Origin of the sequence: Tunturibacter psychrotolerans (assembly GCF_040359615.1) — a bacterium.
Lineage (GTDB): Bacteria > Acidobacteriota > Terriglobia > Terriglobales > Acidobacteriaceae > Edaphobacter > Edaphobacter psychrotolerans.
In genome coordinates this window covers 2360792-2375356 of the sequence record NZ_CP132942.1, presented here as the reverse complement: position 1 = coordinate 2375356, position 14565 = coordinate 2360792, and the positions used below count along the sequence as shown (strand labels likewise).

At 53.5% G+C, this 14565-nt stretch carries 8 protein-coding genes and 1 pseudogene; 4 read left to right on the top strand and 5 right to left on the bottom strand.

Features of this window, described 5'->3' with window-relative positions; translation table 11 throughout:
- The first annotated feature begins 2 nt into the window (after positions 1-2).
- Positions 3-3056 (top strand): sensor histidine kinase, encoded by a 3054-nt coding sequence (locus RBB77_RS09855; RefSeq protein WP_353066934.1) that lies wholly within the window; start codon positions 3-5, stop codon positions 3054-3056.
- 36 nt (positions 3057-3092) lie between these two features.
- Here RBB77_RS09855 and RBB77_RS09850 read toward each other — a convergent pair whose 3' ends face one another.
- The gene (locus RBB77_RS09850; RefSeq protein WP_353067723.1) at positions 3093-3392 is read right to left on the bottom strand and encodes a hypothetical protein; all 300 of its coding nucleotides are present in this window, start codon (positions 3390-3392) and stop codon (positions 3093-3095) included.
- On the opposite strand from RBB77_RS09850, the pseudogene RBB77_RS09845 reads away from it, so the two are divergent.
- Both RBB77_RS09845 and RBB77_RS09840 read left to right on the top strand, forming a co-directional pair.
- Positions 3345-3722: pseudogene (locus tag RBB77_RS09845) on the top strand (two-component regulator propeller domain-containing protein); the annotation flags it as partial. The gene RBB77_RS09850 and the pseudogene RBB77_RS09845 overlap by 48 nt on opposite strands.
- A gap of 342 nt (positions 3723-4064) precedes the next feature.
- Entirely contained in the window at positions 4065-6446 is a 2382-nt protein-coding gene (locus RBB77_RS09840) for a sensor histidine kinase (RefSeq protein ID WP_353067602.1), read from the top strand.
- A gap of 818 nt (positions 6447-7264) precedes the next feature.
- On the opposite strand, the gene RBB77_RS09835 is transcribed toward RBB77_RS09840, so the two are convergent.
- The 4 genes from RBB77_RS09835 to RBB77_RS09820 form a co-directional block, all read right to left on the bottom strand.
- Positions 7265-8413, bottom strand: coding sequence for a sensor histidine kinase (locus RBB77_RS09835; protein ID WP_353066932.1), 1149 nt, complete (start codon positions 8411-8413; stop codon positions 7265-7267).
- A complete protein-coding gene (locus tag RBB77_RS09830) occupies positions 8410-8901 on the bottom strand; it encodes a heavy-metal-associated domain-containing protein (RefSeq protein WP_353066930.1) in 492 nt (163 codons plus the stop codon). The genes RBB77_RS09835 and RBB77_RS09830 overlap by 4 nt, the downstream gene beginning before the upstream one ends.
- 11 nt (positions 8902-8912) lie before the next feature.
- Complete coding sequence (locus RBB77_RS09825) at positions 8913-9320, bottom strand: hypothetical protein (RefSeq protein WP_353066928.1); 408 nt, start codon at positions 9318-9320, stop codon at positions 8913-8915.
- Between the two features lie 848 nt (positions 9321-10168).
- On the bottom strand, positions 10169-10855 hold the full coding sequence (locus tag RBB77_RS09820; protein WP_353066926.1) for a sigma-70 family RNA polymerase sigma factor: 687 nt from the start codon (positions 10853-10855) through the stop codon (positions 10169-10171).
- A gap of 340 nt (positions 10856-11195) precedes the next feature.
- Between RBB77_RS09820 and RBB77_RS09815 the strand changes: the two genes are divergently transcribed.
- Positions 11196-14330 (top strand): ligand-binding sensor domain-containing protein, encoded by a 3135-nt coding sequence (locus tag RBB77_RS09815; RefSeq protein ID WP_353066924.1) that lies wholly within the window; start codon positions 11196-11198, stop codon positions 14328-14330.
- Positions 14331-14565: the final 235 nt, after the last annotated feature.

Genomic DNA, 14565 nt, shown 5'->3' with positions numbered 1-14565 from the left:
ATATGGCTCTCCTGGCCGCAGTTCTGTTGCTGATCTTCGCGCCACCCAGAGCACAGTCTGTCGAACCTACGACAAGGCTTACACAGCTTGCCCATCGGGCGTGGCGCACGGGCGACGCTGGTTTGATGGGTACGCCGCAGGCTCTCAGTCAAACCACGGATGGATACATTTGGGTCAGTACGGAGAATGGCCTGTATCGCTTTGACGGCATGCGGTTCACCAAATGGACTTCACTACCCGGCGAGTCTCTTCCCAGCATTTCCTTGTGGCATTTATTCGGGGCCCGTGACGGATCGCTTTATGTGAGCACAGACCGAGGCCTCGCGAGGATCAGAGATGGCCACGTTTACACCTATCCCGGAGGCCCGCGCTGGCCGGGTCCATTCGTTGAAGACCGTGACGGCGGGCTGTGGATGGGCATCAGTGGAGCCCACAACAATCCAAGTGCGCTCTGTAAGGTGGGTGAGACGGATCTCACCTGCTTCGGGAAGAATGAAGGATTCTCCTGCGTCAGGGGCGCCGCGAATACGACGAGCTCCGACGGTTTTCTTTGGGTGGGAAGCGCCGAGGGCATCTGCCGCTGGAAGCCAGGAACGAGACCCGATACCGAGCTTGTTCCATCACTCTCAAATGGTAGAGGGTTGAGTTCGATCACCAGCATGGCCAGCACCACGGATGGCGAGGTCTGGGCTGGGCTAAAACGAAGCGGCCAGGGCGCCGGTCTCCTTCGTCGTGCAAACGGGCATTGGACCTGCTACACGGCTCCCGGAATTGACGGCCGTATCTTCTCGGTATCCGCGCTCCTTCCAGACCAGAATGGGGCTCTATGGATTGGAACGGCCGACAAGGGGCTGTATCGAATTGTCGATGGGCGTTTGGATCACTTTGGCGCGATCGATGGCCTTAGCGATCGCAACGTTCTTTCGATCTTCGAGGACCACGAACGAGGAATTTGGGTTGTCACCCCGAAGGGCATTGATCACTTCAGGGATTACGCTGTTCTTAGTTTTACGGCAAGTGAAGGATCGCTCGCAGACCATGCAAACGGTGTTGCAACGGATCGCAGAGGATCGGTCTACCTGGGGAGCCACACACTGGCTGAACTATCGGGAAAGACCCTGATTCAACTAAGGGACGATAAAGGCCGGCTGCTGGAAGATGTGCAATTCCTTTTCACAGATTCCCGAGACAATCTCTGGATCGGATCCGGGGATCAACTCTTTGTTAAGCGAGATCAGCGGATCGCTTCCGCAGTCCGTGGATTTCCAGCTGGAAAAGGCGAATACGTAGCTTACATCACGGAAGACCACACGCATGACATCTGGGCATCCGTTGAGAATCTGGGTAACCACGAATCCAGCTTGATTCAGATTCGCAACTATCAAGTGATCAACCGAATCGGAGTCTCCGCCGTTGTGGGAAAGCAGGTGATGAATGCACTTGCGCCGAACGCCGCGGGAGGCATTTGGATAGGCGCATCTGTGCATGGTCTGTTCTCGTTTCGCAACGGCCGATTTGAACGTGTAGTTGCGGGCGGCTTCAACGACAGAGTCGAGAACCTCATGGAGGATTCAGACGGCGCTCTCTGGATCGTGACGCAGCAAGGCTTCATTCGATACTTCGAGGGTCAGGCGAGAAGTTTGACCACCGCCTCTGGGATGCCTTGCGATAGCGGGGTTAACATCCACGACGATGGCCGCGGCTTCAAGTGGTTCTATCTCCATTGCGGTATCGTGCGTGTATCCGATTCCGATCTTGCCGCGTGGTGGCAAAATCCTGCCGAGCATGTTCATGCCCGAGTCTTCGATGCACTCGAAGGGTCACGCCCAAATCTCTCAAACGGAAACCCGGCGCAAACTCCTGATGGCAAGATATGGTCCGCCAGCGATTATGACTTCCAGGTCATCGATCCGCAACACTTGCCCTTCAATGAAACGCCCCCACCGGTAAAGCTCGAACGGCTAATCGTCGATGGTAATGACGTTTCATTGGCTCAACAGCTGAAACTGCCAATGCACACGCGTCAGATCGAACTCGACTATGCTGCTCTGAGCTACGTGATCCCCGAACGAGTCCACTTTCGTTACCGTCTGGTTGGCCATGATACTAACTGGACAGAAGTTGGGCGAAGGCGTCAGGCGTTCTACAACGATTTAAAGCCAGGTCCATACGTATTTCACGTTACCGCTTGCAACAATGACGGGGTATGCAACTGGCGGGGCACAGAGCTTGCCTTCACGGTGCCACCAGCTTGGTTTCAAACTCTCTGGTTCCGTGCCCTAGCGGCGCTCTTATTTCTTGTGATCGTATTCTTCGCATATGTGTATCGATTGCGTAGGTTCGCCAAGACTCTTAGACAGCGTTTCGACGAACGTTTACAGGAGCGGACTAGACTTGCACGGGATCTTCACGACACACTCCTGCAAACAATTCAAGGCAGCAAGATGGTTGCAGACAATGCGCGAGAACACTTGGATGACTCACGTATAACGGGTCGCGCATTGGATCGCCTTTCTGAATGGCTTGACCGTGCGAGCGTAGAGGGCAGAGCTGCATTGGAAGCCCTGAGAAGCTCCTCCGTAGAGGCCAATGATTTGGTAGGAGCACTTCATCGCGTGGCCGATGATTGCATTAGTGGCGCCAGAATAGCTGTCAGCATTTCGACGGTGGGCACCATTCGGGAGATGCATCCGATTGCGCGCGATGAGGTGTATCGTATAGCTTATGAAGCCATCCGTAACGCGTGTGCTCACTCTGGAGCACGTGATTTATGGGTCGAACTAGAATACAAGAGACGCTTCCACCTCACGGTCCGGGACAACGGGCGCGGTGTTGACGAGTACGTCCTGCGAAGCGGCAAATCGGGACATTTTGGCTTGGCGGGAATGCGCGAGCGAGCGCTGTTTATGGGAGGCAGTTTCAACATATCGAGCTCCCCTCAGAGTGGTACGGTTGTGTCCGTTGTCATACCAGGGCAGGCGATCTACAGGAATCCGTCCAGGAGACTTCGCGATTGGCTGGTTGAGCCCTTCCAATCGAAAGCCGATCTCCACTAAGCAAATTGCTTTAGCGATGAACCGTCTCCACACCAGTCACATCTTCCTTAACTGGATTAACGTGGCAACCGCAAAGGTGTGGCCTTCGTCTCCCGACGCTTTCAGTTCCAGTCCGGCGCGTATGGATCGCTCGAATCCCACAGAGCAACCATTACCGCTGCGCGGATGCGGCGATTGCTTTGCTACAGCACATGGAGACGGATCGCACGACAATTTCGTGCGCTTGTTGCGCCGCGCCGCAATTTGAAGACTGGTTAGACATGGCAAACAAGGTGTAAAAGAGGTCTCATGAGCGTTGAGATTTGCCGACCACGCGATGATGATCGAAAGCGCCATGCCGCCGATCCTTCGCGCGCGCTTGTATTGAGCTTCTGCTGGATGTGGCTTATTTCAGTCCTGTCTGTTCCCGCCAGGGCTCTTGACCCCAACATGAATGTTTCTCAGTTTGCACACGCCGCATGGCTGACGCAGGATGGATACTTTAGTGGGCCGCCCAGCGTGGTTGCACAGACCAGCGATGGTTACCTTTGGATCGGCACAGGATCCGGTCTAATGCGCTTTGACGGTTCACGGTTTCTGCCATGGGCATCCCCGGATGGGAAACGCTTACCATCGAACTGGATAACCTCTCTGCTCGGGGTAAGGGATGGAAGTCTCTGGATTGGGACACTAGCCGGCCTTGCACACTTCGTGGACGGGAAACTAGTCCAGTTTCCCAATTTTGGCGACGCGGTATTTTCGCTCTTTGAGGACCCTGCAGGGAAAATCTGGTTTACGCGTGATGGCGTACAGAGATCGCCCCCACTGTGTGAAGCTTCAGGCACCCTCATTCATTGTCTGGACAAAGCAGATGGCGTCTCCCTTACGGGCCTTTCAGCTACGCTCATCAGGGATATATCGGGAAATCTCTGGGCGGGCACAGATCGTGGCCTCTTCCGCTGGCAGCCGAATTCTTTCGCGAACTATCTTTCGCCTGGACTTGAGAACTCAGAGGGGCATGACGGCGTGATGGCCCTCGCGCAGGGTCCGGATCGATCGCTATGGGTTGGAATGGCCTGGAAAGGTAAAGGCCGGGGACTTCAGCAGTTCAGAGACGGAATTTGGAAACCCTTGATCGAGCCGGGTTTGGATAGCTCAACCTTGAGCGTAATCGCCTTATTGCTCGACCGCGATGGAGGACTGTGGGTGGGAACGGCGAACCAGGGGATTTATCACATCCACGGCAGCCATGTAGATCGATTTCGCTCGGAAGACGGCCTCTCCGCGAACAAAGTGAGAAGTTTCTATGAGGACCGCGAAGGCGGGATTTGGGCTGTTACGACGCGTGGTATTGAGAGTTTCCATCGACCGCAGGTCGTCACATTTTCAACGCGGGAAGGACTCAGCGTGGACAACGTGGTGTCCGTTGTTGTCTCTTCGGACGACACGGTTTGGCTTGCCAATGGCAATAGCCTGGACTCGATAAAGGATGGTCGTATATCGTCTGTTCGATCGGGCGCAGGCCTGCCAGGCAATGAGGTGACTGCGCTCTTCGCAGATCACGCTGGTCAATTGTGGGTGGGCATCGATTCTGATCTGTTTTTGTACAAACAAGGCCGGTTCAGCCGCGTCGTTCGGAGCGATGGAAGTTCGACCCGATTCATCGTAGGGATGACCGAGGATATAAACCACGACATTTGGGCTGAAGTCAGTGGGTCGGATAGAGAGTTGATCCGTATCCGAAACTTGAAGGTGGTCGAAGAATATCCAGCGGCCGTAATTCCGTCCGCACGCCTTCTCGCGGCTGATTCACATGGCGCAATCTGGTTGGGACTCCGAGATGGCAACTTGGCAAGATTCCGCAATGGCCAAGCTGATGTATTTACTTTTCCGCACTCGGAATCGGATGAGGTCCGCCAGATCGCTGTCAATTCCGACGACTCCGTATTTGCCACAACGGCATATGGCTTGATTGCGTGGCGAAATAGCATGACTCAAACCCTGACCTCTCGCAACGGCCTGCCCTGCGATGCCGCTATTGGAATGAATTGGGATCATCAAGGGGCGCTCTGGCTCTATATGGAGTGCGGCTTGGTTCGAATAGACAAGCAAGAGATTCAAAAATGGTGGAATGACCCAAAAGCTATAGTCATTACGAGGGTCTTCGATTCATTCGATGGCCTACAGTCTGGAAAGGCCGACTACAACCCTACCGCGCAATCAAGCGATGGACGACTTTGGTTCGCCAACAAAGTTGTCTTGCAAATGATCGATCCGAGTCACCTGTTTCGCAATGGAATTCCACCCCCGGTGCATCTGGAGAGCGTAGCAGCAGATGGAAAGCAGTTTTCTGCCGGGGGTACAGTTCGTCTACCACCACTGGTACGTGATCTGGAAATCGACTATACGGCATTAAGTTTCGTTAACCCACGGCAGGTGAGATTTCGTTACCGGCTTGAGGGTCGAGATGCATCCTGGCAGGAAGCAGGCACGCGACGGCAAGCGTTTTACAACGACCTAGGTCCCGGGCAATATCGGTTTCACGTGATCGCTTGCAACAATGATCAGGTTTGGAACGAAGCCGGAGCAGCGCTGTTCTTCAGTATTCCGCCCGCATGGTATCAAACCAAGTTGCTTAAAGCCCTGTGTGTAGTTGCGATGATATTGCTGACTTCTATGCTGTATCTCTTCAGGATGAATAGATACGCCAAATCCATGAAGATGAGATTTAATGAGCGCTTAAGCGAGCGAACGAGACTGGCTCGTGAGTTGCATGACACGCTGTTACAGACGATTCAGGGGAGCAAGCTGGTGGCTGACGGAATAGAGGAATACCTGGATGATCCACCCAGGGCGAAGCAGTCTTTAGCGAAGCTTTCGCAGTGGCTTTCACAGGCGATGGATGAAGGTCGAGCCGCTCTCGAATCTCTTCGTAATGCTGCGTCATCGGAAGAGTTATCCGAGGCTCTTCGGCATACCGCGGAAGACTGCGCTCCCAACTCTATGCGGGTATTTCTAACAGTTACTGGCAATGTCTGCCCCCTCCATCCCGTCGCCAGAGAGGAAGTGTATTGCATCGCTTTTGAAGCGATTCGAAATGCCTGTGTCCATTCCAACGGTTCAGTGATGACGATTGCTTTGAGTTACGGTCGAGACCTTAAGATTCAGATTGACGATAACGGGCGAGGGTTCGATCCAGACCTAATTCAAACAGGTAAACCAGGTCACTTCGGAATTACAGGCATGAAAGAGCGTGCATCCAAGATCGGCGCGCGTCTAATGTTGCGGACGTCCGTAAAAGACGGGACCAAGTTCTCACTCATCGTTCCGGGACACGTAATCTTCCGATCTTCGAGGCGCGGTTGGTCGCGGCTCCTCTATAGACTCACATTCCCATTTACGAAACAATAGATAACGCCGGGCACGTCTCTGGTGGCGCATCAACGCTGCAAAGACAGCGATTTGCGCCTGGCGAACCGCATACTCACTCGGATTCTTCTGAGGGATTGTTAGCACAACTTCCAGACACTGGCGGTGGCACAGTTCACTGATCGGGGTAGTGCTGGATTTTGCTCTAATCAACTCTTGAACCCGAAAAACACCCGGTTAGCAACAAACCACTACCAGATTATGCAGGTGAAAACCGCAAGTTTTAGGGGTGATGCCTAGGGCATAAAAACCAATAATGGCAGTATGGTCTGTGATTGGATGATCGGAATCGTTCTAGCGAAGATCCTATTGGCCAGTGTATGGGATCCAGCTTTGGTGTGCTTGCGCAAACTGACGAGTAGTACTGCGAATTCGGAATTCTTGGAATCACGTACCCTCGCGAAACAAACTCCTTCTGGAATTGTTGTGGCTACATTTCCGCAGCAGTCGAGCGCTGTACCAAAGCACTAAAATTTCTATTAACGTAGTCTCCCACTCGCGCGAGATCAATATGAAACCGTTTGTGATGGATGCCTTCCCAAAGCTAGCGACACGATCTCGGGGGCGCAGTCGGTTAGAATCTGGCGCTCCGTTCGGCTGAGCTAATACTCTGGCAAAGCCGTGATCTTCAAAGAGAAGCGACCCTTCCGCATCGTAGAAGAGCCAAGGGGCAAGGGTCTTAGGCTGACCGAGCAATCCTTTGATTGCTTCTGCTAAGACGGCTGCGCGGTAGTCAACGGCGTTAGAGTTTATTGACATCGATCCTCGCCTGCAATATGTGGTGCAGGAATCAGACCAGATCAGGCGAGGAAGATCGCCTCGCCAGGCACGAACAGGGTGACAATCGTGCCTGTTGCTGAACTGACAACCGTGAGCTTTGCTCCGATGCGAGCAGCCCGCTCGCGCATACCGATCAGCCCGTAATGTCCCGATCTGCCAGCTTGCAGGATGTGCGGGGCGATGCCTTCGCCATCATCCTGGATCCTCAAGAGCATATTTTGATCGTAGACAAGTTCGACGATGAGGCGGTTACCTTGGGAATGGTTGCAGGCATTCAGGATGGCTTCATGTCCAATCCTGTAGACCTCATCTCGAGCGATTGGATGCATCTCCCTGCTCTCCCCAGCAACCAACAATTCCAAATCCATTTGCGCATTACAGCCGTTGAAAGCTTCTCGTAGTGATCCGGGGAGGTGATTGTTCTCGGTTGTAGAAGCGCGAAGAGAATCTAAAGCGGCTCTACCTTCAAGGACAGCGCGCTCCAGCCAAGATGAGAGACGGTGAAGGGCAATCTTGGCCGAGGGCTCTTGCACATTATTCCTTTCATTGTCAGCAACGAGTTTTCCGCTTTGAATGGTTTGTAGCAGCGTATCGTGCAGATCGCGCGCTAGACGGGCCCTCTCTTCGAGCCGTTCATCAAAGCGCATCTTCATTGATGCCGCCTTGAGGCGAAGCCGATACAGATATAGCGAGCAGCCGATCGCAATCACCAGAAAGCCACACAAAAGACGAAACCATACAAATTGGTACCAGTCGAGTATGCCCCCCAGGACGTAGGCCATGAAGAAGCCGAAAGACCAGATCGTAGCCGATCCCCATAGGAGCATACGGCTGAACTTGCTCACCCGCCCGCACATGGTCGGATCGTCTTCTATGCAAGCTTCCCCCTCCTTGATCCGAGGAGCCACCCAATACGTCATCATGAAGCTCATGCTAATAAGCGCGGCGGCGATAGCGAATGTCCACACTTTATGCTTTGACATCGTCACAAGCCATGGAGCGACTGAGAGCGCGGAAGCTACAGTGGCTCCCATCCCCATCAATACGAGCAATGACGGTAAGGCGCAGCAAAGGAGCGTACTGAAGGATCCAAACAGTGATAGATAGTTCATCAGCGACGCCTGACGAACCCGCTTGATCGCTGGCATTGAAAGCGAAGAAGCTGTCATTTAGACACCGCGATCGTCTTGTATCGAAGAACGACCGGAACCTTACCTCTCGGCGATTGCGGTAAGACCCCTTGAATGATTACCGACTTCCCCAATAAGACTGTAACATCGACTCCTTGGGCGAACGGCACCAATGCGTATCGATCGTTCGTTCCAGTTACCTGCAGGAGCGGCGCTGTCGGCAAGCCTAATAAAACACCCTCGACAAGCACATCTGCATCTTGATGCGCGAAGCCGTTCTTTTCGACGGCCTCGTTGAACTGTCTTAATTCAGCATTACTTCCAGCAGTCAATTTAATCGTTACCCGTCCCTTGTTCAGGTCGACATCAACGCCGCTGACCCCGCGGACGTTCTTCATAGAGAGTCGGATTGCGAAGGCGCACGGAGGACAGTCCATTCCGAAGACCGTCATATCGATCTGCTTATACTGGCCCTGAGCGGTCAGCGCACACATTGCGAGGATGCCGGTAATTGCGATCTTCTTCATCACCAATCTCTTCAACGAGAGTGACTCCGCGACGAGTATTTGAGGTAGCTGAGGTTGATTCCAAAACGAATGCGCTCACGACCATAAATGGCATCCGATTCATCACGAATAATTGGACCCTGGACACCGGCCTCTACTGCGAATTCCTCAAAGATCCCCAAGACTGACGGTCCTAGCCATACCGTGGTGGAACTGCTGTTTGGCAGAATGGTTCCCCCGGTTTTCACCCCTCCGGTATGCTCGCCAGTTAACTCGACAAACCCGCGGTAATCCCATTGGTCCACGCCTCGACGCAGTTTGGATGGGCGGTAGCCATATGCCACACTCCATGAGGTCGTGTCTGGTCTCCGGTCGTGTGAGGCTTCGGCAAACCGGGTGTAACCGCTGCCGACCCAAAGATATTGACTCCGTGAAGTCATCCCTGCTGCTAAGGATCCCGCGACACCCGGTGCTCGATGCAGATTACCAAGTACGCCGGTAGCAGATTGAGGACCTGGAGCAACCGCGCTTAGAGACGCTGTTGACTCCAACCGACGCCCCACACCTCTGCCTGAGTCGAGAAAGCGCCAAGACGCGCCAGTTGCCCACTCAGAACCACTAATGATTCGGCTTTCTGACAGATTGCCTGTTCCGAACATGGCAGGCAGAAAGGCGTTGAGGGTAACATGCGGCCTAAGGCCATACCCAAACCCTGATCCAGTTGAAAACTGAGTTCCCTCCGATCCGGTGCGGCCAAAGAGTCCAGTGTCAAAACTGAACTCCCCTTCAGCATTGACAGGCGTCGCGTAACTGAACAAGGGGCTATGATCTGCTGCGTACGCTGAAGATGACACGACCATAGAGCAGAGGCAAAATAATGCGAATCTCGTCCAAGCTTTCTCGATCAAATCACGTGTGCTACGGAATCGTGCCTTGCCCCGTTGCCCTGCGACCTCATCTTTACCTTCGCGCTCAGCCAAGCTTGTGATATACCCAAAACTTGTATCGAGAGGCCTCCAGCGTGATTTGGCAGACGCGTACGCATTGCACATTCGGTAAGCATATGTGGCGTGAGGAATTTGCCGCCCATAGAAAAACATAGGTATCTACCAATTTTTCCCACGTAGAATAATGTGCACCTAAACGCAAGTTACGTCTCATCGAGCGTGATCGAATCGTTGCCGCATATCCACTCGTGTTGTGTCTGTGAGCGGGTGGGTTGAAGCGAAGATCTTCCAATTTCCCTTCCAAATCCGAGCGCCAGATGTCTCAGGCAGAGAGCGCCGGTTCAACAATCACCGCAGGCATGGGAGGTCTTCTCCCGAGTCCTATGTGCATCGAACCGTCTCTGAAGCATCCGGCGGGCGCGGTGAAGCCGAGCTTTGATGACTCCTTCCGTTGACATAAGCGCCTGCGCCGTACAGCGGACACTAAATTCATCGACTAGGCGCATCTGCAACACTTCTCGGTAAATCGTTGGGAGGTCAGCTATCGCTCGCTGCAAATGAGATCGCAACTCAGCCCGCTCCAGACTCAGCAATGCACTTTCCTGTTTGTCGTAGATGTATCGCGCGGGTAGCGAATGCGTCTGACTCGAAAGAGAATCCAAAGAAACGGCGACCCCGTTTTTGCGACGCCGTAAACGGGCCTTCGCCTCGTTCAGGACAATGCTAGTAAGCCATGTGCTGAATTTGGATTCAGACCGAAAGCTTGCCAGCTTGCGGTACGCCCGCAGAAAGGTCTCCTGAGCAGCGTCTTCGGCATCTGCTTCATTTCGAAGCATCAAAAATGCCATACGGTATACAAGCGCCTCGTAGGGTCGGACGAGATCATGGTAAAGATTCGTATCGCCTGCGAGGATGGATTCGATTAGCTGTGCCTCATCGCGGATTGACGGCGAATCATCTGCGCATCTGATGAGAACCGATGACGACTGACTCTCAAACAAAGCGATTATTGGGCGATTGGTTTCCATGGTGGGCATACCTCGAGTCAAAAGGCGTTCAGTCCAAATGGCCGGTGCAAAGCATTGCTACCGTGTTGAACTTTACTCTCAAGGATTTCGCTCGCTTCAGGCAGATTAGAAGCAACAGGACTGGAGCTACATATTTCTGCAGGTCTGTCCAACACGGAGGCCAGACAGCGAACTCAATCGGCAAATTTGCATGGGCTTTCTCAGCGATGAGAGGCAGAATGCTCTTGTCTTTGACTGCTTGCCAAAGATTCTCCGAACTGACGAAACGTCTCGCTAAATTGTCGATAGCTAGAGTTTTCTACAGGTTGATCCGCCCCTCGAATGCTTAGGATTGGGATCTGTGGAGAACCTGCGTTTATGGCCAGTTGCACAGATCACAAACGGAGCGAACACGTCGACTGATGTAGCGCTTTCTTGTCCTCCGTCACGGCTGGGAGCTAAGCTCGTAGCCCTGTGCCTCATTCTGGCCTGTATTCGTCCGGCACACCCGCTGAACCCATCGACCCTGATTGCGCAATATGGACACAAGATTTGGCGCATTGGCGAAAATGGACTTGACAGCTCCCCTAAGGCGATTGCCCAGACAACAGACGGCTATATCTGGGTTGGGACAGCCAATGGCCTGTCTCGATTCGATGGTATGCGCTTCACCCATTGGACTCCTCCGGTCGGCGAGCGGCTTCCTGGGCAGGAGGTTTCACAGTTGTTGGGTGGGCGCGATGGAAGCTTGTACGTGGGAACAGAGTTGGGACTAGCGCGTGTGACCAACGGCCATGTCTATCAGTATCCAGAGAAGCAGAGACTACCCGGGCCCTTTCTCGAAGACTCACATAATGACATTTGGATGGGGCAAGCCGACTGGGAACCGAGCGGTCAACCGAGGATGTTTTGCAAGATAGGAGATTTGCACATCTCTTGTGTAAGTACGAGAGATGGATTTGGTTGCAACCGCGGATTCTCCATTGCATCGGAAAGGCCAGGGTCCATTTGGGTTGGCAGCGAAGACAGTATCTGCCACTGGCAAGCGGGAACGAAGCCTCAGACGTACCACCTGCCAAATGTCGATTATTCGAAGTCGTTCAGCTATGTGGTGGCGCTCGTTGCGGATCAAGATGGCACGATATGGGCGGGCCGTCGGGACAGCGGTAAGTCAGGCGGGTTACTGCAATTTTCTAATGGGATATGGAAGAGTTATAAGGCCTCAAACGTCGACGGAAGCAAGATTTCGGTGAACCGTCTTCTCTTTGACCACAACCGTTCGTTGTGGATCGGGAGTGAAACCAGCGGCCTTTACAGGCTCAGCAACGGAAGACTCGATCATTACGATACGACTGATGGCCTCAGCGGCAATAATATATACAGCATCTTTGAGGATAGAGAGCACGACCTCTGGGTCGTGACTAGCGGCGGCATTGGTGAATTTCGCGATCTTGCGGTCATTTCCTTTACGGCAAGCCAAGGGTTATCCAGTGAAAATGCTTCCGCTGTAGCAGCTAGGGCAGACGGCAGTGTGTGGGCTGGCACGTTCCATGGCATCGATGTTTATCAAGGTCAAACCTTCTCGAATTTGAAGTTTTCGAATTCCTACACCGACTTGCTCTACAACGATTCGCAAGGAGTGATGTGGGCGGGAGCTGGCGAGAAACTTCTCTCATACCGCGGCAAAGACTTCATTGAGGCCACTGGCCCGAAAGGAATGAAGATCCACTATGCTGCAGCGATGACGCAGGACACCCGACATCAGCTGTGGATATCAGACATCGATCAGTCCTCACGCGAAAAGGCCCTCTATCGCCTTGAGGGAGCACACGTCGTCGCTAAATTTAAGACGCCAGAAAATCAGACTCTATTTTTGGCGCCCAACCTACGAGGCGGTTTGTGGGCGGGTGGTTATGTTCACGGTCTGTTCTGGTTCCACGATGGGCAATTCGAAACCGTCAAAGGCTATGACGGAAGTGTCTACGGGCTTGCATCCGACCCCGATGGCGCTCTATGGATATCAAGTGTTGAACACACGCTCTACCGATATCAGAATGGAACGGCGCGAAGCCTAACAACGAAAGACGGAATGCCTTGTGATAGCGGCTTTTCAATCGTTGATGATCGCGTAGGTTCGCACTGGTTCTATATGGCTTGCGGCATCGTAAGGGTTAGTGATGAGGAGCTTGCACAGTGGTGGCACAATCCCAGTCACACTCTGAAATCGGCTGTCTTTGACCTCCGCGACGGTGTTAATCCAAGATTTGGAGGTAGCAGCACATCTGTGACCCTCACTCCAGACGGGCGCCTCTGGTCGGCCAACGGCAGTATCATCCAGGTGATCGATCCCCGCAATATTCCGTACAACTCACTCGCCCCTCCCGTTCATATCGAGCGTATCGTCGTCGATCGCGAGGATGTGCCCTTGAGGACCAGCCTCCGGTTCCCGATCTCGCCACGAGACACTGAAATTGACTATGCGGGATTGAGCTACGTCGTGCCGGAGAAGGTGAAATTTCGCTATCGTCTGGTCGGACATGACAGAAACTGGATCGATGCTGGAATGCGCCGCCAGGCTTTTTACAATGACCTTCGCCCGGGCCACTATACGTTTCAGGTGATCGCCTGCAACAACAATGGTGTGTGGAGTTCCGCTGGAGCTTTGCTTCATTTCACGGTTCCCCCCGCCTGGTATCAGACTGCCCTATTTCGCTTGCTGTGCGTCCTCTTGTCGCTGGCGATGGCCTACGCGATCTACCTGATGAAGATACGGCAGTTTCGAGCCGCGATGAAAGTGCGGTTCGATGAACGACTGGAGGAACGTACGCGTCTCGCGCGCGATCTGCACGATACGCTCCTGCAAACCATTCAAGGAATAAAGATGGTTGCCGATCAGGCGAACGAGAGCATACGTGAACCGACGGCAAAAGACTTCGCCCAACGTATCTCCGATTGGTCGGAGCGTGCTTCAAGAGAGGGACGGGCGGCGCTAGACTCACTTCGCAACTCAGCGACCGAAGGAAATGACCTCGCAGCAGCCCTACGCGCTTCATTCGAGGACTGCGCAATAAATCGGGCCATCGCCGTAAATATATCGGTATCAGGCAAAAGTAAAGAAATGCATCCGATTGCGCGGGATGAGATTTATCGAGTAGGTGACGAAGCGATTCGTAATGCTTGCCTTCATTCTAATGGTCATCGAATCGACATCGAACTCGTCTACGACGACAATCTTCTGCTTCGCATTCGCGACGACGGGAGAGGGATTGATTCAACCATCTTGAAAAGCGGCAAGGCTGGCCACTACGGATTGACCGGCATGCGCGAGCGGGCCACTCACATTGGAGCCAAACTCGTGGTGTCCGGTTCACCAGAGGGAACGGAGATCGTCCTTCGAATCCCCGGAAACGCGATCTTCAAAAAAGCTTCCGCAAGTCTTTTGACGCGCCTTCTTAGGCTGATCCGGCCTACGACTAAGCGGCCTCTATCCGATTGACCGATGCGGGTGGTCATTCAATAGGTATACGCGACCCTCTCTTTGAAGGTGAGCACGTGATAAATGGTCGTTGTAGATGGCCGCTTCTATCCGGCCTTGGATCATGCCATTCGCAATAGGCGCGACATAAGTGTGATGTCTGCGGCGAGCCGAAACCGACACATGCCGAAAGCCCAGAGGCACCCTAGCAACAGCAAAATAACAACCTATTGCCACAGCAATGAAAAGAGGCCTG